This window comes from Actinophytocola sp., from assembly GCF_036002505.1.
Taxonomy (GTDB): Bacteria; Actinomycetota; Actinomycetes; order Mycobacteriales; family Pseudonocardiaceae; genus DASYTH01.
Map to the genome: position 1 here is coordinate 1 of NZ_DASYTH010000349.1, position 20,554 is coordinate 20,554.

A 20,554-nucleotide genomic window follows, 5' to 3' on the forward strand; every position below is an offset into this window, starting at 1 on the left:
CGTGCTGCTGTGGCGAGCCTTCGTGGCGCGCCCGGAAAGCGTGGCACCACGTCGCTCCAGGACGGTGGCGCCGGACGACGACCCCGAGTTCCTCCGCCGCCTCAACGAGCACCGCCGTCCCGACGACGACGGCAAGCCGCCCGCCTGATGGCTCGGTCGTGCTCGCGACTGTGTCTGATGGCTCGGTCGTGCTCGCGACTGTGTCTGATGGCTCGGTCGTGCTCGCGGCCTTGATCCGGTGTCTTCCCTCGTCGCGTCGGTCGCTGCGCGACCTTTGGCTCCTCGGTCCAGACACCGGCGGCCGCTCCGCGCGCCCGAGCGGGCTGCTCGGACGCTGCGCCTGGCTGGGCGCGTTTGGCCGTGGTAGGCCTTCTCGCTAGGTACTTGCCGGGAAGGCGTCGGCGACGGTGGCCGCCATCTCCAGGAGGGCGAAGCGGGTTTCGGAGCTGAGGCGTTCCAGTTCGATCTCCGCGCCCTCTTCCAGGTGCGGGTCGAAGGGGATCCGGCAGACTGCGCGGCAGCGGGAGCCGAAGTGCGCCGCGAGCCTGTCCAGGTCCACCGAGCCGGACTTGGGCCGCACTGAGTTGATCACCGCGACGGAGCGCGCCACCAGGTTGCGGTAGCCGTGCGCCTCGAGCCAGTCCATCGTGGCCGAGGCGCTGCGGGCGCCGTCCACCGAGCCGGAGGACACCACCACGAGCGAGTCGGCGACGTCCAGCACGCCCTTCATGGCCGAGTGCATCAGGCCGGTGCCGCAGTCGGTGAGCACGATGTTGTAGAAGTGCTCGAGCAGCGTGATGGTGCGCCGGTAGTCCTCCTCGCTGAACGCCTCGGAGACCGCCGGATCCTGGTCGCTGGCAAGGACTTCCAGCCGGGACGGGCCCTGCGAGGTGTACGCCCGGATGTCGCTGTAGCGCCGGATCCGGTCGGCGTCGCGGAGCAGGTGGCGGACCGTGGCGGTGGTCTCCAGCGGGATCTTCTGGCTCAGCGTGCCGCGGTCGGGGTTGGCGTCCACCGCGATCACCCGGTCGCCGCGGAGCGAGGAGAACGTGGAGCCGAGGGTGGTGGTCGTGGTGGTCTTGCCGACGCCGCCCTTGAGGCTCAGCATCGCGATCTTGTAGCAGCCCCGCAGCGGCTGGTTGATCCGCGCGATCAGCTCGCGCCGGTTCAGGTCCTCCGGGCTTTCCCCGACGTTGATCAGGTGCCCGCTGGCCACGTACACCGCCTTGCGCCAACCCGACTGCGGCTTGCGCTTGACCTGCTTGATCAACCGGGCGGAGGACAGCTCGTCGGCATGCACCGCGGCCCGCCCGCGCGGGTCGGCCGGCGGCCGGGGCGCGCCCGGAGGCTGCTGGTAGGGCGGGTAGCCGGGCGGCGGGTAGGCCGGCCGCTGCTGGCCGTACTGCGCGGGGTAGCTCGCCTGGTCGACATAGTGCGGACCGGACGGCCCTCCGGCGACCGGGTACGGCCCCGAATGCGGACCGGACTGGTCGGCGGGGAGGTACGGGGGGCCGGATCGGCCGCCGCTCACAAGGTGCGGGCCGGACTGGTCGGCGGGGACGTACTGCGGGCCGGACGGGCCGCCGCCCACCCCGTACGGGCCGGACTGCTCCGCGGCCGGAGCGACCTGATGTGGCCCGGACTGCTGGGCCGGGTGCGGCGTCGAATCGGTCTGGCTCTCCTCGTCCAGGTGCGACGACCCGGGCATCGGCCCGAAGTCGTGCGTCTGCGAGTCGGGCTCGTCCGTCTGGACGTGCGGCGGCGGGCCGCTCGCACTCGACTCGTCTTGGCGCCCACTCACCGCTGGGGTCCTCCCTGAACTACCGATCCCGCACTCCCGCTACGACGGTAGTCGTTGCCGCACGTGGCGCGCGACACGGGGCGCTCAGCCGACTCCGGCGTAGGAGTGCAGCCCGGCCACCACGAGGTTGATGAAGAACAGGTTGAACACCATCACCGCGAACCCGGCCGCGTTGATCACCGCGGCGCGGGTGCCGCGCCAGCCGGCCGTCGCCCGGGAGTGCAGGTAGGCGGCGTAGATGACCCAGGCGACGAACGCCGTGGTCTCCTTCGGGTCCCAGCCCCAGAACCGGCCCCAGGCGGCCTCCGCCCAGATCGCCCCGAAGATGATCGCCATGGTGTACGCCGGGAACGCGATGATCGTGACCCGGTAGGCCAGGCGGTCGAGCGTCTCCGCGGCGGGCAGCCGGCTCGCGATCGCGGCGAGCTTCTCCGGGTCGGCCTCGTTCCGGGTCTTGATCAGGTACAGCACGCTGGCCACGCCCGGCACCAGCAGCGCACCGCTCGACGTGGCGACCGTGAACACGTGGATGACCAGCCAGTAGGACTGCAGCGCGGGCTGGACCGGGGCGGCGGTGGTGTAGAGCGCGGTGCCGCCGAGGAACATCAGCAGCACGACCGGGAGCAGCACGAACCCGCCGAGGTGGCGGACCGGGGCGCGGCGCTGCAGCAGCACCAGCCAGGTGGTCACCGCGGCGAGGCAGAGCACCGAGCCGAACTCGTACATGTTGCCCCACGGCACGCGGCCGGCGGCCACACCGCGCAGCGCCAGCGAGATGAGGTGCAGCAGCGCGCCGAGCACGGTGACGGACACGGCCATCCGCCCGAAGCGCTCGCCTCTCGGCGGGGAAGCGACGTCACGTTCTTGCTCAAGAGGGAAAGCAACGTCACGTTGCTTTCCTTCGGCCTCCGGGGCGCCGGCGCTGACCAGCACCTTGGCTTCGTCGCGGGGGGCGCGGCTCAGCGCCTGCTCCACGAAGTAGAGCGTCATCGCCACGACGTAGACCGCCACGGCGGCGAAATAGGTCCAGTCGCTGTACCTGGACAGGGCGTCATCGGTCGGCATCAGGTCTCCCTCCGCGCACGAGCTCGGCGGCCAACCTGTCGAACTGCTCGCCGTATCCCGCCCGGTCCGTGCGCGCAAGGCCGCCGACCTCGACAACCGTACCGGTGTCCGCCGGGGTGGCCCGCACCCACACCCGCCTGCGCTTGATCACCAGCGAGGTGCCCAGCCCGGCGATGAGCAGCAGCGAGAACACCAGCACCCAGCCCTGCGTCGGATCGTGCGACACCTGCAGGTCCACCCACTGCTCGACCTTGTCGAACCGCACCGAGGTGCCGTCGTCGAGCTTGACCTCCTGGCCCGGCTTGAGGTTCGCCCGGGCCACCCGCTTGAGCCGGCCGTCGTTCACCAGCGACTGGTCGACGCTGAAGATCGACTGCCCGCGCCCGGCGTCCAGGCCGAGGTCGCCGCGCAGCACGTCCACCGCCACGGCCGGGTTCAGCAGGTCCGGAAAACCGGAGTCCATCAGCGAGCCCTGGAACACCGCGGTCGGCGCCAGCAGCCCGGTGATCGCGAGCTGGCGCTGGCGGCGCAGCGCCGGGTCGGTGACCCCGGGCTGGTCGAGCTTCGTGGCACCCTCGGAGAGGAGGGTCTGCGGGTTCACCGGCCGCCACTGGATGGTGCTGGTCCGCTTCTGCCCGTCCGGGAACGTCACCGTGAACGTCGGCGCGTACCCGTGGCCCAGCAGGTAGATCCGGTCGCCCGCGGTGCGCAGCGGCTCGTTGACCTCGAGCCGGTAGGGCCGCCAGGTGCCGCTGTCCAGGTCCGCGCCGGACTGGTACTCCACACCGGCGCGGAAGCTCTCCGCCTGCCCGGTCCGCAGATACGTGGCCGCGAAGTCGTTCACCTTGACACAGAACGGGTTCAGGTCGGTGCCGTCCACCCGCAGTCCCGGCCGGAACGTGTCGTACCCGAGCGTGCCGGAGTTGCAGAACTGGCTGCCGTCGGCCAGCACGATGACCTGGCCCTCGTAGCTGAACATCTTGCCGAGGGCGAGCGCAACCACCAGGCCCAGCATGGCGAAGTGGAACACCAGGTTGCCGGTTTCCCTGAGATAGCCCCGTTCCGCGCTGATGCTGCGCGTGCCCCCGCCCTCCTCGCGCTCCACCAGCCGCCAGCCGCGCAGCCGCTGACGGGCGCGGGCCATGACGTCCGGCACGCTTTCGTCCACAGTGGACTCGACGTGGTGCGGCAGCCGGCTGAGGTTCCGCGGGGTGAGCACCGGCTTGGCGCGCAACGACTTCGCGTACTCCAGCGTGCGCGGTACCAGGCAGCCGACCAGGGACAGGAACAGCAGCAGGTAGATCGCCGAGAACCAGACGCTGGCGTAGACGTCGTAGAACTGCAGCCGGTCCAGCAGCCGCCCCCACCAGCCGTGCGCCGCGATGTACTCGGCGACCTTCGGCGAGTTCAGCGACCGCTGCGGCAGCAGCGCGCCCGGCATGGCCGCCAGCGCCAGCAGGAACAGCAGCACCAGCGCGGTGCGCATCGAGGTGAGCCCGCGCCAGGTGTTGCGCAGGAACGCCAGCACCGCGTTGCCACCGGGAGGCGTCGCCTCGGGCGGTGCGGCGGTCTCGACGCTGTCCACGCTCATCTACAGCGGCAGCTTCGTGTCCGTGACGACCGCGTCCCGCAGCCACGCCGTCAGCTCGCCCCACAACCCGGTCACCAGCAGCACCCCCACCACGAACAGCAACCCCCCACCGGCAAGTTGAATCCGCCTCCCGTTGCGCCGCAACCACCCCGACGCCCGCACCGCCCACCGCGCACCGAGCGCGATCAGCAGGAACGGCACCCCCAACCCCACGCAGTACACCACCACCAGCAGGAATCCCCGCGCCGCCGTCCCACCCGTGCCGCTGGCGATGGCCAGCACCCCGGACAGCGTCGGCCCGATACACGGCGTCCAGCCCAGCGCGAAGATCGCCCCCAACACGGGCGCTCCCGCCAGCCCCCCATGCGGCACCTTGTGCAGCCGCAAGTCCTTCTGCAGCCCCGGAATCAAGCCGACGAACACCAGCGCCATGACGATCGTCAGCACCCCGCCGACCCGCTGCAGCAGATCCTCGTTCACCTTCACCGCGTCCGCCAGCCACACCAGGCTGCCCACCGCGATCGCGAACACCACGGTGAACCCCAGCACGAACAGCCCCACCGCCCCCACGACGCGGTACCGCCCACGCTTGGCTGGCTCATGCCCACCCACCGCCGGCGCGTCCGCCCCCACCAGCGCCGCCAGGTAGGCCAGATATCCGGGTACCAACGGCACCACGCACGGCGAGGCGAACGAGAGTATGCCTGCCAGCAGGGCCACACCCGCGGCCAGCAACAGCGGCCCGGACGCGGCTAGCTCGGTGGCGTTCACGCCGACCAGGGTAGACAGGCCCTGAACTCCCCGTTCATCGCGCCCGGCGCCGCCTGTCGAACTGCAACCTCCCCAGGTGTCGTAGGTGTGTTACGACGTGGAAGGGGAGTCCGCGTGGCATCTGACATCGCGACATTGAGCCCGCGAGAGCACGAGGTGCTCCTGCTCGTCGCGGAGGACAAAACGGACCGGGAGATCGCCCGCGCACTGGGGATCCGGGAACGTACGGTTCGCGCCCACGTGAGCAACATCATTCTCAAACTCGGCGTCGCTTCCCGCGTCGGCGCCGCCGTCGCCATCACCAAGTGGATCATTCGTACCGAACCCCGGGCGCTGGCGTAACTGGCGGAATCGCCAATGCCCGGCCCATGGCGATCCTGCCACGCTGGCCGCGGCGACCACGAGTTCCGACACATTCATGGGGAGGAATCATGCGAAGAACCTCGTTCGCGCTGATCACGACAGCGCCGGTGCTGGCGGCACTGGTGCTTGCGCCGGTAACGGCGTCGGGCACGGTGGGCGGGGGTGTCGAGACGCAGCGCACCGTCACCCTTGCGCTCGCGACCCGACCAAAAGTGCAGCGGCCGACATTGGAACGGCTTGAACAGGACGCGGTGGCGAAGGGCAGCACCCTCCTGGACGCGGTGAAAAGCTATGCGACGCAGAAGGCGGCTTCGGATCCTCGGGTACACGCAAACCGTCCCGACGGCGATATCGTCGACGGCTTCGCGATCGATCCGGATGTCATGATCGATGACCTCCCCTATGCCGAGGTGGTCGATCTCGCCCAGATTGCGAAGTCGGCCGGAATCACGCACGAGGAGGCCATCCGACGGTACGGCTTCCAGGGGGCGGTCAGCAGGGTGGTCGGCCGGATCGCGGCCGCTTTCCCGGCCGAGATCGCGGGTTCCGCGATAATCAACAATGGGGCCGGCGTGCGTATCGGCTTCAAGAGCGCGGTGCCATCGGGGGCGGTTGAACTCGCAGGGAGCCTTCCGGTGGAAGTGGTCCTGGTCGGCGGGAAGGGGTTCTCCGAGCGGGAGCTGAAGAGCGTTCTGGAATCCACGACCGGTCTGCTCGGCGCCCGGCCGGACACGGCCGGTGTCAGGGGCTGGTATGACACTGATACGGGTCGGATCACCGTCCAGGTCAAGCCGCGAAACCAGCCCACCGACGCTGCGGGGTTCCGCACCGCGGTCCAGCCGCCGCGACCCGGAAACCCGAGGATCGCGATCGATGCCGTGGCGGTCAGCGACTTCGGCACCAGGCCAGTCGACGGTTACCTGCGCGGTGGCGGCTTGCTCAACAAGCCGGACGGGGAAGCGTTGTGCACCAATGCATTCAACGTCACCCACACCTCCGGCGACAAGGGGACCGTCACCGCCCGGCACTGTGCCGACGACCCGTACTTGATTTACTGGAACCACGACACCCAGGGCGGGCATACCACCATCTCGCGAATGTTCCGTGCCGCCAACTATGACATCGCCCGGTTCACGACAGGTGGACTGACGGCAACCCGCACCTTCTATTACGGCTGGGAAACCCCGCGTTATGCCGACGGCGTGGAGACGAGCCCGTCGCGCGACGAGTGGGTGTGCGCTTTCGGTCGCACGACCGGAGCGGCGGGCTGTGGTCAGGTGACCAAGGTGAACATCTCGACGACCGACGATCAGGGCCGTCCCGTGCGAGGGCTCATCGAGGAGGTGGGCGCGGGGCTGCGGGGCGGGGACAGCGGCGGGGTCTTCCACTACGGCGCCATTCTCTGGGGCGTCACGAGCTACACCCTGGAGGTCGGCGACGAGCCGATCGGTGGCGGTTTCACCCGTGCGGATGCCATCAACAACGGGCAGCTCGGAACCGGGTGGACCGTGTACACCCGCTGACCGGTGCGCCCTAACTCTCGTCCGCCAGCCGCTGAACCACCGGCATCAGGTCGGTCGCCAGGAGATCACGCAGGAACACGGCGGCCACCCGGTGCTGGTGGTCCAGCACGATCGTGGAGGGCACCACGGAGCGGGGATAACCCTTGAGGGCCAGGAGGGAGCGGCCCGGGGGGTCGTAGAGGGACGGGTAGGTGAGGTGGCGGTCGCGGACGAAGTCCTCGGCGGCGCTGCGCTGGTAGTCACGGACGTCGATACCCAGTACCTGGGTGCCGGCGTCCGTGAGCTTCTGCAGTTCGGGGGCTTCGACGCGGCAGGGGCCGCACCAGGAGCCCCAGATGTTGAGCACCACGACCTTGCCGGCGAAGTCGGAGAGTTTGAGTTGCTTGCCCTGCTCCATCAGGCTTTCGCCGGAGAGGTCGCCGATGCCCTTGCGGTCGGCGCCGTCGTAGGTGATGTCGGTCTTGCCGCCGGGGGAGACGAACACGAAGTCGCTGCCGGTGGCCACGGCGTCCCGGCCGGTGGAGCAGCTGGCGAGGAAAACCAGGACCAGCAAGGAAATGAACCACCTCATGCGCCGGTCACCTTGGGGCTGCTGGCGCCGGCGGGCTCGGTGTAGCGGATCCCGACGAGTTGCTCGTCGTCGAAGACCAGGCTGGTCAGGGAGGCGAGCGAGCACTGGCGGCGGGTCGGGTTGTGCCACAGCCGGTGGCCTTCGAGGAAGCGGCGGACCGTCCAAATAGGAAGCTGGTGGGACACGCAGAGCGCTTCGTGGCCGTCGGCTTGGGCGCGGGCGCGATGGACGGCGGCCAGCATGCGGTGCGCGATCTCCAGGTACGGCTCGCCCCAGGACGGGCGGAACGGGTTGCGCAGCATCGGCCAGTTCCGCGGCGAGCGCAGCGCACCGTCCCCGATGGCCACCCGCTTACCCTCGAACACGTTGGCCGCCTCGATCAGGCGCGGATCGGTGGCGAGCTCCAGCCGGTGCGAGTCGCTGACCGGCGCCGCGGTTTCCTGCGCGCGCTGCAGCGGCGACGCGGCGACGTGCGTGATGTCGTTGTCCCGCAGGTGTTCGGCGACGGTGAGCGCCTGGCGGTGGCCGAGCTCGGAGAGGCCGAACCCGTTCAGCCGGCCGTACAGCACGCCGTCCGGGTTGTGCACCTCCCCGTGTCGCAACAGATGCACGACCGTGCGGGACGTCACCGGGCCTCCCGGCTGGCCGCGGCCGCCGCGGCCGGGAGCGCGTCCGCGATCACCTCGAACGCCGCGTCGTCCATGGCGGCGTTGACGAACCACGCCTCGAACGCGCTCGGCGGCGGGTACACCCCGCGGTCCAGCAGGGCGTGGAAGAACGCGGGGTACCGCCAGGTCTCGGCGGCCTTCGCGGCGGTGTAGTCGGGCACCGGCCCGGTGGTGAAGAACACGCTGAGCAGGTTTCCGGCGTACTGCACCCGGTGCGGCACCCCGGCCGCGGACAGCGCGCCGGTGAGCAGCGCGCCGAGCCGCTGCGAGTTGGCGTCCAGCGTCCGGTACACCTCGGCGTCCGCGGCCCGCAGCGTGGCGAGCCCGGCGGCCACCGCGACCGGGTTCCCGGACAGCGTCCCCGCCTGGTACACCGGCCCGGACGGGGCCAGCGACGCCATGATCTCGGCCCGGCCGCCGAACGCCGCCGCGGGCAGCCCGCCGGACATGACCTTGCCGAACGTGTACAGGTCGCCGGGCACCGTGTCGAGGGCGAACCAGCCGGCCGCGGAGACCCGGAACCCGGTCATCACCTCGTCCATGATCAGCAGGGCGCCGTGCGCGGTGGTCAGCTCGCGCAACCCCGCGTTGAAGTCCATGGCCGGGGGGATGACCCCCATGTTGCCGGCGGCCGCCTCGGTGATCACGGCCGCGATCTCGCCGCCGTGTGCGGAAAAGGCCTCCCGCACCGCGGAGATGTCGTTGTAGGGCAACACGATCGTGTCGGCCGCGGACGCGCCGGTGACCCCCGGCGTGGTCGGCAGCCCGAGCGTGGCCACCCCGGACCCGGCCTCGGCGAGCAGCGCGTCCACGTGCCCGTGGTAGCACCCGGCGAACTTGATGATCTTGCTGCGCCCGGTGTACCCGCGGGCCAGCCGGATCGCGCTCATCGTCGCCTCGGTGCCGGAGTTGACCAGCCGCACCTGCTCCACCGGCGGCACCCGGCCGATGATCTCCGCGGCCAGCTCCACCTCGCCCGCGGTGGGCGTGCCGAACGAGAGCCCGCCGCCGGCCGCCGTGCGCACCGCGTCCACGACGGCCGGATGCGCGTGCCCGAGGATCATCGGTCCCCACGAGGACACCAGGTCCACGTACCGGTTGCCGTCCGCGTCCCACAGGTACGGCCCCTCGCCGCGGACCATGAACCGCGGCGTGCCGCCCACCGCCTGGAACGCCCGGACCGGCGAGTTCACCCCACCCGGCGTGACCGCCCGCGCGCGCTCGAACAACTCCGCGGACCTCGCCACCTGCTCCACCGCTGTCACGTGCCCCAGTCTTGCAGGTGCAGGGTGGGGTGCGATGAAGGCGGCCTTTCTCACGCCCGCGGTGAGGAAGGCCCCCTTCATCGCACTTTCACATCACCGTGCTGACCCGGCCCAGCCACCGCTCCCGCCACGCCAGCCGCAGCCGGATCGTCCGCAGCGGCACATGGTCACGCACCAGCGTCGCCACCACCTCCCGCTGCGCCCACGCGCACAGCTCGCTGAGCAACGCGGGAATGTGAGTGCGGACGATCCCTTCCGTCAGGGACACCGACACCTTCGCCCGGCCGCGCACCCGGCCGTCGGCCAGCACCCGCACCCGGTAGTAGTCGATCCGCCCGCCGGCGACCCGGTCCGCCGCCTCGCACAGTTGCGCCAGCACGAGCTGCGCGACGTCCGGCGGGCGCTTGGCCGCGTCGTGCTCCAGCGGGATGATCCAGGACAGCCACAGCGGGTGCTCCGCCGACGCCGCGATCCGTGGGGACACCGGCCCGGTGCTGAGCACCTGGTAGTCGGTGGCCGCGGTCTCGCCGATCCGGCTGCGCACCCGCACCCCCTGCCGCCGGGTCAGCCCGCAGTCGCTGGCCACCTGCCCGAGCCCCTCCACGATCGGCAGGCAGGTGCCGGACGTGGGCGTGTCGGTCAGCCGCGCCGGCGCGATCGGGGTCATCACGTTGATGAACGCGATCTCCTGCAGCGTCGCGGCGGACACCGCAAGCACGCCGATGTTGCGCGCCATCAGGTCCGCGGCGATCGCGGCGGACGAGCCGACCCGCGCCGGGCCGACGAACGTCAGCAGCTGCACAGACTCGGGCACGCCGGGCGGCGCCCAGCCGAACAGCTCGGCCTTCGCCGCGGCGTACCGGTCGGCGTCCGGCGCCAGCACCGACCACCACTCGCCGCGCACCCGGCCGAACCGCCGGTCGGCGATCTGCAGGCCGAGCCCGTAACCCTGCGCCAGGTCGGAGATCTTGCCCAGCAGGGCGATGCGCTTCTGCGGGTGGCCTTCGTCCAGCCCGATCAGCACCCGCATCGCCATCCCGTTGGCCACCCGTGGCGCCTCGCCCGAGCCGTCCTCGCGGAACCGCCCCGGCGGGTCCCGGAACGGCGCCACCGGCGACTGCAGGAACAGGATCGGCACCCCGTCGCCGTTCGCCGCGGCCGCGGCCACACCCTGGTAGACCCGGGCGATCATCAACGAGTCCGCGTAGTCCGGTTGCCACGTCTCGTATCCGAGGGTGAGCAGGATCTCGGTGCTGTGCGCCGGGTCGTAGAGAAAGTTCGGATTGATCACCACGCTGCCGCCGTAGAGGTGGCAGGCCAGGTTCCGCTCGTCGACCTGCGGGCCGACCGCGATCCGGCTGATCGACACGCCGCCGACCGGTTTGTGCGGCGTCTCCGGCGCCCAGGTGTGCACCTGGAAGCCCGCCGCGGCCGGGTGGAACGCCAGCGTCTCGGTGGCGACGTGGTCCTGCTCGGTCGGCGGCGCGATGTCCGTCGACGGCAGCGGAGCCACCGAACCGTTGCCAACGCCGAAGTGCGACACGTTGAACAGCACCGCCGGGCTGCCTGCGCTGGCCGCCCGCGCGGCGACGGCCGCGAGCGCGGGGTGCAACCGGCTGGTGCTAGGCATGGTCATCGGGTCCGATCGTGGAGAAGTTCGCCGCGCACCGCTTGCGCCGGCCGGGTTTCCGCTTGATCTCGGAGATCAGCCAGGTGGGGCTCACGTGGCTGCGCGGAACCCGGCCGCGCCGCTTGACCGCCTTGGTCACCCCGTCCACCAGCACCAGCACGGCCAGCACCAGCAACGCCGCCATCGCCACCACGAACGGCACCGCGAGGTGGTCCGAGCGCGCGGAGGCGACCGTGAGCGCGAGCCCGCCGGCCACGAACACCGTGGTGTACGCGACATATCGCGGGAAGATCCTCAACCGGCCCAGCACCGACTTGTTCGACGGTATGTCCAAACGGGACAGCATGAGGCCGGGGACGAGCAGCAGCATGGTCACGATCGCGTCGGCGGAGGAGATCGGCCCGCCGTCCGTGCTGATGCCCACCTTCTCCCCGATCGGGCCGAGTAGCGGAATGTGTTGGAACAGCTGGGGTTGCAGCACCATGCCGAACCCGACCACCAGCAGCAGCACGGCCAGCAGCAGCTTGGACACGTTCGACGCGAGCGACGGCGGGTCGTCCACGAGTGCCATGTAGACGGTTGCGGACACCGGCTCGACCGACTGGTGATCCGTGCCGAACGGCCGGCGCTGCCAGTGCGCGTGCCCGGCGTTCTCCCGCGGGTCGTTGTCCACGTAGATGTCGGAGTACACCTGCGACGCGGTCAGCGCGTCCGCCCACTGGTTGAGGGTTTCCGGCCCCAGCGACCCGTCGGCCAGCTTGCGCAGGTTGTCCGTCTCGTACTGGTGCGAGAGGTGCCCGAGCCCGGTGATGATCCTTCGTTGCGGCACCAGGCTTTCCGCCGGGGTGATGGTGGCCGGTGGCTCGGTTCGGGCCGGGAAGCGCGGGCGGCGGCGGGAGAACGTCGAGTAGCAGTCCTCGATGTAGGCCATGAACGACTCGAGGTCGCGGTAGCGCCGGCGGCCGAACTCGGCCAGCCGGGAGACGATCCCCTGCAGCTCCAACTCCAGCAGCTTCGGTGAGACGCCCTGGAGTTGCTGGTAGCTGTCGGCCACCGCGCGCATGTCGTTGACCAGGGTGCGCAGCGCCGGCGCGTCCACGTCGCTGGTCAGGAAGAACCGGCGGACCTGGATCTCCGGCGGCACCTCCAGCGTGACGTGGTAGGAGTTGACCGCGCGCGGGATCACCGTGGAGTACCGCACGGTGAACTCGTGCTGGAACGTGCCCCACCGGGCGATCGTGGCCCGCCCGCGCAGGTCCCGGTCGCGTGCCGGCAGCACCGGCGCGTCGTAGCGGAGGAACGCCTGGGTCTTGTTCGTCCGCACCTGAGCCACCAGCAGGTACTCCGACGCGGCGATGTCCAATAGGCGCAGGAACGGGCTGTCGTCCGGGAACAGATCCTCGACCGCCCGGGCCGCCTTGTCCCGGATGCTGTCCGAGTCGGTCGCCCGGTGCCGCGCCGAGCGGGCGGACACCGGGCTGGAGTGCCGCCCGCCGGTGTCGATCATGTTCGCGATCGTCGCCTCGATCAGCCAGCGCGACCGGTTCAACCCGTGCCGGATGTCGTGCAGCAGCTCGCCCGGGTCCTCGGTGCGCGGATCCGAGTTGAGGAACATCCGGAACGCCTTGCTCATCCCGTGGATCAGCGCGTGCGCGGTCTCCACCTGGGTCAGCCGCGGTACCACCTCACCGGCGGCGTTGCGCACCACCACCGGCGCGAGGTCGGTCCGGGACTGCCGGGCCACCGGCACCCACACCGCCGCCGGCCGGTACTCGCCGCTCGGGTCCGACCGCAGCGCGTGGATCTGCTCCGGGGTCAGCACGGTCATGTTCACGTCGATGCTCACCGAGCGCGCCATGTGCGTGGAGTCGGCCAGCGTCAACGCCTCGGACATCCGGTCGATGTGCTCCAGCCGCAGCGCCAGGGCCAGCAGGTTCAGCCCCAGCGCCTCCTGCTGGCTGTCGTGCGGCGGCGGCGAGGTGGGGATCGGTGTCTGCCGCAGGGCGACCAGGAAGCTCGCCAGCCGGTCACGGCTGGCGGTCCGGCTCCGGGCCCTGGTCGTGAGCGCAGCGTTCGACACCATGTTGTTTCGGATCTCCTAGGGCCCGGGGTGATACCGCTACCACGGTTAACGGAGATCGTCGGCAAAAGCAATGGATAAAGGCCAGCCGGCCCACGCACGGCGGACCGGCTGACCAACGAGCGAGCGGCTCAGCCGGCAGGCACGAGGATGTCGATACCGGTCCGCGCCGTACTTCCCGTCCGGCCTGGCGCCCCGGTGGCCTGGTCCACGACCGTGCCGGAGATCGAGCCCGCGCCGTCGAGCCGGATCGGCGGGACGGACATGGTCTGGCCGCCCGTGGCGTTGACGGTCCTGGCCAGGAACCGGCTGCCTGTGCCGCCGTGCCGGCCCACCCACTGGTCGCCGTGCACGCCGTCACGCGCGAACACGTACAGCTGATACGGCGCGGTGTGCATGTTGGTGATCGTGACGCGGCCGTCCGGTCCGCTGCAGAACCGGGCGATCGGTGCGCCCGTGGGCTGATCCGCCGCGGTGACGGCGACGGACCCGGTCGGGAGCAGCACCTCGTCGACGACCGTGTCCGTGCCCCAGGCCACGGTGAGGACATCGGCCTCCTCGAACGACTTCTTCTGGTGCGCCCACTGCTGCAGGACGCTGTAGGACTGCACCTTGTACGTGCCCGGAAGGTCCGGGAGCGTGTACGCGCCGGCTCCGTCAATGTTCGCGCTTGCTCGGAATGCCCCAGGGGATGTGGCGCCTGTGTCTCGTCCGTGAGCTTCGCCGCGTTAGCGCAGTTGACCCGCAGTTTCCTCGGATAAACTCCCGGGTAGGAGTTCGTGAACGCGTTCACAAGGAGCCGCATGACCACGTCGATCAGCCGGCGCAGGGCGGGGGAGGACGCCGAGGTCATCGTGGTAGGCGCCGGTCCGGCCGGGGCCACCGCGGCGACCTACCTGGCGCGCGCCGGTCTCGACGTGCTGCTGCTGGAGAAGAGCGCGTTCCCGCGGGAGAAGGTGTGCGGCGACGGGCTGACCCCGCGCGGCGTCAAGCAGCTCATCGACCTGGGCATCGACACTCGCGCGGAGGCCGGCTGGCTGCACAACCGCGGCCTGCGGGTGGTCGGCGGCGGGGTGACCCTGGAGCTGGACTGGCCGGATCTGGCCACGTTCCCGCCCTACGGCGTGGTCCGGCCGCGCCAGGACTTCGACGAGCTGCTGGCCCGCAACGCCCAGCGCGCCGGTGCCCGCCTGCTCGAGCAGACCAACGTCACCGGCGCGGTGACCGACTCGCGGACCGGGCGGGTCGTCGGGGTCTCCGCCCGGGTCGGCCCCGAGCGCGCCCCGGTCACCTACCGTGCGCCGGTGGTCCTCGCCTGCGACGGCGTCTCCGCCCGGCTCGCGCTCTCCGTCGGCATCGACAAGAACGACACCCGCCCCATGGGCGTCGCCGTCCGCCGCTACTACACCAGCCCACGCAGCAAGGACGACTACCTCGAGTCCCACCTCGAGCTCTGGGACCGCAGCAACCCCGCCGAACCCCGCCTCCTCCCCGGCTACGGCTGGATCTTCGGCATGGGCGACGGCACGGTCAACGTCGGCCTCGGCATCCTCTCCACCTCCAAGGCCTTCGGCAAGACCGACTACCGCGCCCTCCTCCGCTCGTGGCTCGACGGCACCCCCGAAGACTGGGCCCTCCGCGAGCCCAACGCGGCCGGCAAAATCGGCGGCGCGGCGTTGCCGATGGGCTTCAACCGCACCCCCCACTACTCACCGGGCCTCCTCCTCGCCGGCGACGCCGGCGGCCTGGTCAACCCGTTCAACGGCGAAGGCATCGGCTACGCCATGGAATCCGCCCGCCTCGCCGCCGAATGCGTCATCCAGGCCCTGGCCCGCCCCGAAGGCCCCACCCGCGAACGCGCCCTCGCCGGCTACCCCCTGGCCCTCAAACAATCCCTCGGCAGCTACTACCGCCTGGGCAACATCTTCAGCCGCCTCATCGGCAACCCCCTGATCATGCGCATCGCCACCAAACACGGCCTCCCCCACACCACCCTCATGAAGCTCGTGCTGAAACTCCTCGCCGGCCTCTACGACCCCCGCGACGGCGACGCCTTCGACAGATTGATTACGGCTGCCACCCGGATCGCGCCGAGCGTCTAGCGGTCACGGCTGCCTGATCACCAGGTTGTCGATATCGACGGTGAGCCCGTCCGGGCCGACCGGGTGAGCGACGAAGGCCAATGTGCCGGCCAGACAAGGCCCCGCCGAGTTGGTGGCACTGACGACCGGCGAGCCGTTGATCTTCAAATCGAGCTTCACGGCGGCGCCGGCCGTCTGGCATGTCAGTGTGCCGCCAGCCAGCCAGCACTTGGACCACAGGGGCCGGATTGCCGAGAGGCTCGGCCGCCTTCATCGTGCTCACCAGATCAACCACGAATGCCTGGACGTCTTCCTTGGGCAGGAACGCCACCCAGGGAAAGGCCGCCGGCACGACCTCGGTCACCAGGGTGACGACCTGCGGCTGCTCCATCAGCGCCACGACAAGCTTCGTCGTTGCCGGCATGGCTTCATCGATCTGTTCGGCCCGGCTGGCCGTCGTCAGGACCAAGTCCTCCTCGCCGCCGCGACGACGGACGCACAGGGATCCGGTCGGCGAGCGCTGCAGCCCGATGGCGGCACATCAGCTCAGGCGCTCCAGCACCATGGCCATGCCCTGGCCGCCGCCGACGCACATGGTCTCCAGGCCGAACTGCTTGTCGTGCCACTGCAGGGAGTTGACCAACGTGGTGGTGATCCTGGCACCCGTCATGCCGAAGGGGTGGCCGACGGCGATGGCGCCGCCGTTGACGTTGAGCTTGTCGAGGGGGATGTCGAGGTCCTTGTAGGAGGGGATGACCTGGGCGGCGAAGGCTTCGTTGATCTCGACGAGGTCGATGTCGTCGATGGTCAGGCCGGCCAAAGCCAGGGCGCGGCGGGAAGCCTCGACCGGGCCGAGGCCCATGATCTCGGGGGAGAGTGCGGAGACGCCGGTGGAGACGATCCGGGCCAGGGGCGTGAGACCCAACTCCGCCGCCTTGGTGTCGCTCATGATCACCACTGCGGCGGCGCCGTCGTTGAGGGGGCAGCAGTTGCCGGCGGTGACGCGGCCGTCGGGGCGGAAGACCGGGGCCAGGGTGGACGTCTTCTCGTAGGTCACGCCGGGGCGGGGGCCGTCGTCGGTGTCCACGATCCGGCCGTCGGGCAGTTCGAGCGGGGTGATCTCGCGGGCCCAGAAGCCGTCCTTGATGGCCTGCTCGGCCAGGTTCTGCGAGCGGACGCCGAAGTGGTCCATCTCCTCCCGGGTCACGCCCTTGGCCAGCGCCAGGTTCTCCGCGGTCTGGCCCATCGCGATATAGACATCGGGCACCCGGTCGTCGTCGCGGGGGTCGTGCCATTCCGGGGCGCCCTGCTCGGCGACCGAGGCGGTGTGCCCGACCGCCTCGTCGAACAGCGGGTTGCGGGTGTCCGGCCAGGAGTCCGAGCTGCCCTTGGCGTACCGGGAGACCGCCTCGACGCCGGCGCTGATGAACACGTCGCCCTCGCCGGCCCTGATCGCATGGAAGGCCATCCGGGTGGTCTGCAGGCTGGACGAGCAGTACCGGGTGATCGTGCAGCCGGGCAGGTGGTCGTAGCCGAGCAGGATCGCGACCACGCGGCCCATGTTGAACCCGGCCTCGCCGCCGGGCAGGCCGCAGCCGAGCATGAGGTCGTTGATGTCCCGCGGGTCCAGCGCCGGCACCTTGGCCAGCGCCGCGCGGACCATCTGCACGACCATGTCGTCCGGCCGCATGTCCACCAGGGAACCCTTGGCCGCACGCCCGATCGGCGAGCGGACGGCGGAGACGATGACGGCCTCGGGCATGGCGCTGCTCCTTTGCGACGACGTCGGTGCCGTCGAGGTTACCCTTCGGTAGCGTTTTCCCGCTGAAGACTCACGCCAGCACCTCGCAAGCTCGGTGCTGGCAACCTTGCCGCCTCGTCCCTCGGCGGCAAGGCAGTGCCCGATGATTTCGCTCCGCAAGCTCCGCTCACGCGGCTACCGGCACCCGCCGCTCGGCGGCGGCGAACAGTCCGGCCGCGCCGCACAACGCGGGCAGCAGCACGCTGGCCGCCACCTCGTAGCCCGCCCCGTTCGGGTGGAACCGGTCCTGGCTGAACAACTCCGCCGGCCGCAGCTGGAAGTCTGGCGACACCAGGTCGAACAGCGACACCGCGGCCGCGCCGAGCCGCTCCAGCACGCGGTGCTGCGCCCGGGACAGCGCCCGGCTGTACCGTCGCGCCAACTCCCGCAACGGCTGCGGAATGTTCCGCGCCACGCCGAGATCCGGACACGTCGCCACCACGACCGTGGTCCCGGCGGCCCGCAACCGCCGCACCTGCTGTCCCAGCGTCGACGCCGACGTGGCGATCCGCGCCCGCGCGGTCACGTCGTTCCCACCGATGATCACCAGCGCCAGGTCCGGCGGTGCGATCAGCGCCCGGTCCACCTGCGCCGGCAGGTCGAACGTCTTCGCTCCGGGGATCGCATGCGTGGTCAGCCGCACCGGCGTGCCGATCTCCTCGGCCAGGCCCTTGGCCAGCACCACGCCGGGCAGCCGCTCGGGCGTCTCCGCGCCGAGCCCGGCCGCCAGCGAGTCGCCCAGCACGATGAAGGTGAGCGGCTCCAGGTCCGACTCGGAGAACGGGCCGCTGCCGTTGGGCCGGTAAACACCGTCGGCGTTGAGCGGAAGGTCCGACAGCAACTGGCCGGCCAGCAACCGCGCCCGGCGGACCTGGTCGTTCAGTAGGCCGAACGCGGCCCCGGACAATCCGCCGACCGAGCCGGCCGTGTAAACCAGGGTCCGGACAAGACGTGCTCCCGTCATCGCCGTCCTCCCTTCCTGAGCTTGTGAGTTGCATCGCCGAACTGGGTATGTTTGTAAAGGTGACGGAAGTCTCTGGTGGATAACTGACGACTGGCTCGAATACCGCTCGAGTTTGTTAGGACATATCGCCTTTGTGTGGTATTACGCCTGGTCGGGCCGGGGTGGAGGGGCGCGCCACGGCGGCTAGAGTGGCGCCGGGCACGGCTGCGAGTTGCCCTCATGTCTGCCCGAAGGAGAACCCGTGGAGTACGTCGAGCACGTGATCGACTTGGTCGGCAACACGCCACTGGTGCGCCTGGGCCGGCTGTCGGCGGGGTTGGCCCCGCTGGTGCTGGCCAAAGTCGAGTACTTCAACCCGGGCGGCAGCGTGAAGGATCGCATCGCCCTGCGCATGGTGGAGGCCGCCGAGCGCTCCGGCACGCTCCATCCGGGCGGCACGATCGTGGAGCCGACCTCGGGTAACACTGGGGTGGGCCTGGCGATCGTGGCGCAGCGCAAGGGCTACCACTGCGTGTTCGTCTGCCCGGACAAGGTCAGCGAGGACAAGCGCAACGCGCTGAAGGCCTACGGGGCCGACGTCGTGGTGTGCCCGACCGCGGTCGCCCCGGAGCATCCCGACTCCTATTACAACGTGTCCGACCGGCTGGTCACCGAGATCGAGGGGGCGTGGAAGCCGGATCAGTACTCAAACCCGGAGAACCCGGCCAGCCACTACCACTCGACCGGGCCCGAGCTGTGGCGGCAGACCGACGGGCGGATCACGCACTTCGTCGCCGGGGTCGGCACCGGCGGCACGATCTCCGGCACCGGGCGCTACCTCAAGGAGATCTCCGGCGGCCGGGTCAAGATCATCGGCGCGGACCCGGAGGGCTCGGTGTACTCCGGCGGCACCGGCCGGCCGTATCTGGTGGAGGGCGTCGGCGAGGACTTCTGGCCGCGGACCTACGACCGCGAGGTCGCCGACGAGATCATCCCGGTCTCCGACGCCGACTCGTTCGGCATGACCAGGCGGCTCGCCCGGGAGGAGGGCCTGCTCACCGGCGGCTCGTGCGGGATGGCGGCCGCCGCGGCGCTCCGGCTGGCCGAACGCTGTGGCCCCGATGACGTCATCGTGGTGCTGCTCCCGGACAGCGGCCGCGGCTACCTGTCCAAGGTGTTCAACGACCAGTGGATGGCCTCCTACGGGTTCCTGCCGCCCGAGCACTCCGGCGCGACCGTCGGCGATGTGTTGCGGCGCAAGGACGGCACACTGCCGAAACTGGTCCACGCGCACCCCACGGAGTCGGTCGGCGACGCGGTCGCGGTGCTGCGCGAGTTCGGCGTGAGCCAGATGCCCGTGGTCAGCGCGGAGCCGCCGGTGATGGCCGCCGAGGTGGTCGGCGCGGTCAACGAGCGGGACCTGCTGGACGCCCTGTTCACCGGCAAGGCGTCGCTGTCCGACCGGGTCGACCGGCACATGTCCCCGCCGCTGCCCACGATCGGCGCCGGCGAGCAGGTCACCGTGGCGATGTCGGCGCTCTCCGCCGCGGACGGGGCGATGGTGCTGGTCGACGGCAAGCCGGCCGGCGTCGTCACCCGGCAGGACCTGCTGGGTTTCCTGGCCGGCCGCTGACCGCGTCACTGTGTTGGCGTCCCACGTCGCTGTGTTGGCCTCTGGCGTAGGTGTGTTGGCTGGTGACGACGACGGGGACACGAGCTGACGGCGATCCCGCCGCGCATTGGGCCAACATGGCGACGCCACGAGCCAACATGGCGACGTCAGAGGCCAACACACCGGACGTCATCCTCGGGCCGTCCCGCGAAGGCGTGCACTATCCGCTAGCGTTGGCGCGGACGCAACTTGAAGACAATGCAGGTGAAGGGGTTGGAACCCGATGAGTGCTCCGCAGCCGCCGAACCAGCCACCGTGGCAGGGCGGCCAGCAGCAATGGCAGGGTGAGCCGAACCAGGAGCAACCGGGTCCGCCCAGCGGCCCGCAGCCCCAGCAGGCGCCGCCCGAGCAGAACCCCGCCCTGTCGGCGCCCGGCCCCACCCAGGTGCTCGGCGGCCCCGGTGGCCAGGGTGCGGACGGCATCGAGCGCACCCAGGTCGTGCGTCCGGAACAGCAGCAGGGCGACAAGACCCAGATGGTTCCGCCCGGCGCGCTTCCCCCGCAGCCGCCGCCTTACGCCCCGCCGCCCAGCGCGTCCTCACCACCCGGCGGTTTCCCGCAGCCCGGCGGCTTCGGCCAGGGTCCGCCCCCGGGTTACGGCCAGCAGCCGCCGCCACCACCCGGTTACGGTCCGCCACCCGGCTACGGCCAGCAGCCGCCGCCTGGTTACGGCCCGCCGCCCGGCGGGTTCGCCCAGCAGCCCGGCCTCGGCCACGGCCCGTCGTTCGG

The 20,554-nt window shown here is 70.7% G+C and carries 17 protein-coding genes and 1 pseudogene; 5 read left to right on the forward strand and 13 right to left on the reverse strand.

Annotated elements, in window-relative coordinates; genetic code table 11:
- Positions 1-376: 376 nt before the first annotated feature.
- From VGR06_RS30415 to VGR06_RS30430, 4 genes are all read right to left on the reverse strand, one after another.
- Positions 377-1,708, reverse strand: coding sequence for an AAA family ATPase (locus VGR06_RS30415; protein WP_414637370.1), 1,332 nt, complete (start codon positions 1,706-1,708; stop codon positions 377-379).
- A 177-nt stretch (positions 1,709-1,885) separates the two neighbouring features.
- Positions 1,886-2,866, reverse strand: coding sequence for a c-type cytochrome biogenesis protein CcsB (gene ccsB / locus VGR06_RS30420; protein WP_327562602.1), 981 nt, complete (start codon positions 2,864-2,866; stop codon positions 1,886-1,888).
- Positions 2,853-4,457: a cytochrome c biogenesis protein ResB gene (gene resB / locus VGR06_RS30425; RefSeq protein ID WP_414637369.1), complete on the reverse strand. Its 1,605-nt coding sequence runs from the start codon at positions 4,455-4,457 to the stop codon at positions 2,853-2,855. Before resB ends, ccsB begins: the two co-directional genes overlap by 14 nt.
- A complete protein-coding gene (locus VGR06_RS30430; RefSeq protein WP_327562603.1) occupies positions 4,458-5,228 on the reverse strand; it encodes a cytochrome c biogenesis CcdA family protein in 771 nt (256 codons plus the stop codon).
- Positions 5,229-5,342: 114 nt separating this feature from the next.
- On the opposite strand from VGR06_RS30430, the gene VGR06_RS30435 reads away from it, so the two are divergent.
- Together VGR06_RS30435 and VGR06_RS30440 are read left to right on the forward strand one after the other, a co-directional pair.
- Positions 5,343-5,570 carry a helix-turn-helix transcriptional regulator gene (locus tag VGR06_RS30435; RefSeq protein ID WP_327562604.1) on the forward strand — a complete coding sequence of 76 codons (228 nt, stop codon included), beginning with the start codon at positions 5,343-5,345 and terminating at the stop codon, positions 5,568-5,570.
- 89 nt (positions 5,571-5,659) lie between these two features.
- On the forward strand, positions 5,660-7,114 hold the full coding sequence (locus tag VGR06_RS30440) for a hypothetical protein (RefSeq protein WP_327562605.1): 1,455 nt from the start codon (positions 5,660-5,662) through the stop codon (positions 7,112-7,114).
- A 10-nt stretch (positions 7,115-7,124) separates the two neighbouring features.
- Here the strand turns inward: VGR06_RS30440 and VGR06_RS30445 are convergent, their stop codons facing one another.
- From VGR06_RS30445 to VGR06_RS30470, 6 genes are all read right to left on the reverse strand, one after another.
- Positions 7,125-7,685 (reverse strand): TlpA disulfide reductase family protein, encoded by a 561-nt coding sequence (locus tag VGR06_RS30445; protein ID WP_327562606.1) that lies wholly within the window; start codon positions 7,683-7,685, stop codon positions 7,125-7,127.
- Positions 7,682-8,314 (reverse strand): histidine phosphatase family protein, encoded by a 633-nt coding sequence (locus VGR06_RS30450; RefSeq protein ID WP_327562607.1) that lies wholly within the window; start codon positions 8,312-8,314, stop codon positions 7,682-7,684. Before VGR06_RS30450 ends, VGR06_RS30445 begins: the two co-directional genes overlap by 4 nt.
- Positions 8,311-9,609 (reverse strand): glutamate-1-semialdehyde 2,1-aminomutase, encoded by a 1,299-nt coding sequence (gene hemL, locus VGR06_RS30455; protein ID WP_327562617.1) that lies wholly within the window; start codon positions 9,607-9,609, stop codon positions 8,311-8,313. The genes VGR06_RS30450 and hemL overlap by 4 nt, the downstream gene beginning before the upstream one ends.
- A 97-nt stretch (positions 9,610-9,706) precedes the next feature.
- A complete protein-coding gene (locus VGR06_RS30460) occupies positions 9,707-11,254 on the reverse strand; it encodes a hypothetical protein (RefSeq protein ID WP_327562608.1) in 1,548 nt (515 codons plus the stop codon).
- Positions 11,241-13,331 (reverse strand): hypothetical protein, encoded by a 2,091-nt coding sequence (locus VGR06_RS30465; protein ID WP_327562609.1) that lies wholly within the window; start codon positions 13,329-13,331, stop codon positions 11,241-11,243. The genes VGR06_RS30460 and VGR06_RS30465 overlap by 14 nt, the downstream gene beginning before the upstream one ends.
- Positions 13,332-13,459: 128 nt before the next feature.
- Entirely contained in the window at positions 13,460-13,939 is a 480-nt protein-coding gene (locus VGR06_RS30470; RefSeq protein WP_327562610.1) for a hypothetical protein, read from the reverse strand.
- Between the two features lie 192 nt (positions 13,940-14,131).
- Here VGR06_RS30470 and VGR06_RS30475 point away from each other — a divergent pair, with 192 nt between their 5' ends.
- Positions 14,132-15,430: a geranylgeranyl reductase family protein gene (locus VGR06_RS30475; RefSeq protein WP_327562611.1), complete on the forward strand. Its 1,299-nt coding sequence runs from the start codon at positions 14,132-14,134 to the stop codon at positions 15,428-15,430.
- Here VGR06_RS30475 and VGR06_RS30480 read toward each other — a convergent pair.
- The 3 genes from VGR06_RS30480 to VGR06_RS30490 form a co-directional block, all read right to left on the reverse strand.
- Positions 15,396-15,878: a hypothetical protein gene (locus VGR06_RS30480; protein ID WP_327562612.1), complete on the reverse strand. Its 483-nt coding sequence runs from the start codon at positions 15,876-15,878 to the stop codon at positions 15,396-15,398. The genes VGR06_RS30475 and VGR06_RS30480 overlap by 35 nt on opposite strands.
- 72 nt (positions 15,879-15,950) lie before the next feature.
- Positions 15,951-17,171, reverse strand: coding sequence for an acetyl-CoA C-acetyltransferase (locus VGR06_RS30485; RefSeq protein ID WP_327562613.1), 1,221 nt, complete (start codon positions 17,169-17,171; stop codon positions 15,951-15,953).
- Between the two features lie 166 nt (positions 17,172-17,337).
- A complete protein-coding gene (locus VGR06_RS30490) occupies positions 17,338-18,174 on the reverse strand; it encodes an SGNH/GDSL hydrolase family protein (RefSeq protein WP_327562614.1) in 837 nt (278 codons plus the stop codon).
- 241 nt (positions 18,175-18,415) lie between these two features.
- Between VGR06_RS30490 and VGR06_RS30495 the strand changes: the two genes are divergently transcribed.
- Positions 18,416-19,786 (forward strand): cystathionine beta-synthase, encoded by a 1,371-nt coding sequence (locus tag VGR06_RS30495; RefSeq protein WP_327562615.1) that lies wholly within the window; start codon positions 18,416-18,418, stop codon positions 19,784-19,786.
- Positions 19,787-20,048: 262 nt separating this feature from the next.
- A pseudogene (locus VGR06_RS30500) lies at positions 20,049-20,554 on the forward strand (hypothetical protein); the annotation flags it as partial.

Excerpts from the sequence above, each read along its gene's own strand:
- VGR06_RS30415 (WP_414637370.1), bottom strand. The coding sequence starts at position 1,708 with ATGCCCGGGTCGTCGCACCTGGACGAGGAGAGCCAGACCGATTCGACG.
- ccsB (WP_327562602.1), bottom strand. The coding sequence starts at position 2,866 with ATGCCGACCGATGACGCCCTGTCCAGGTACAGCGACTGGACCTATTTC.
- resB (WP_414637369.1), bottom strand. The coding sequence starts at position 4,457 with ATGAGCGTGGACAGCGTCGAGACCGCCGCACCGCCCGAGGCGACGCCT.
- VGR06_RS30440 (WP_327562605.1), top strand. The coding sequence starts at position 5,660 with ATGCGAAGAACCTCGTTCGCGCTGATCACGACAGCGCCGGTGCTGGCG.
- VGR06_RS30445 (WP_327562606.1), bottom strand. The coding sequence starts at position 7,685 with ATGAGGTGGTTCATTTCCTTGCTGGTCCTGGTTTTCCTCGCCAGCTGC.
- VGR06_RS30460 (WP_327562608.1), bottom strand. The coding sequence starts at position 11,254 with ATGACCATGCCTAGCACCAGCCGGTTGCACCCCGCGCTCGCGGCCGTC.
- VGR06_RS30465 (WP_327562609.1), bottom strand. The coding sequence starts at position 13,331 with ATGGTGTCGAACGCTGCGCTCACGACCAGGGCCCGGAGCCGGACCGCC.
- VGR06_RS30475 (WP_327562611.1), top strand. The coding sequence starts at position 14,132 with ATGACCACGTCGATCAGCCGGCGCAGGGCGGGGGAGGACGCCGAGGTC.
- VGR06_RS30485 (WP_327562613.1), bottom strand. The coding sequence starts at position 17,171 with ATGCCCGAGGCCGTCATCGTCTCCGCCGTCCGCTCGCCGATCGGGCGT.
- VGR06_RS30490 (WP_327562614.1), bottom strand. The coding sequence starts at position 18,174 with ATGACGGGAGCACGTCTTGTCCGGACCCTGGTTTACACGGCCGGCTCG.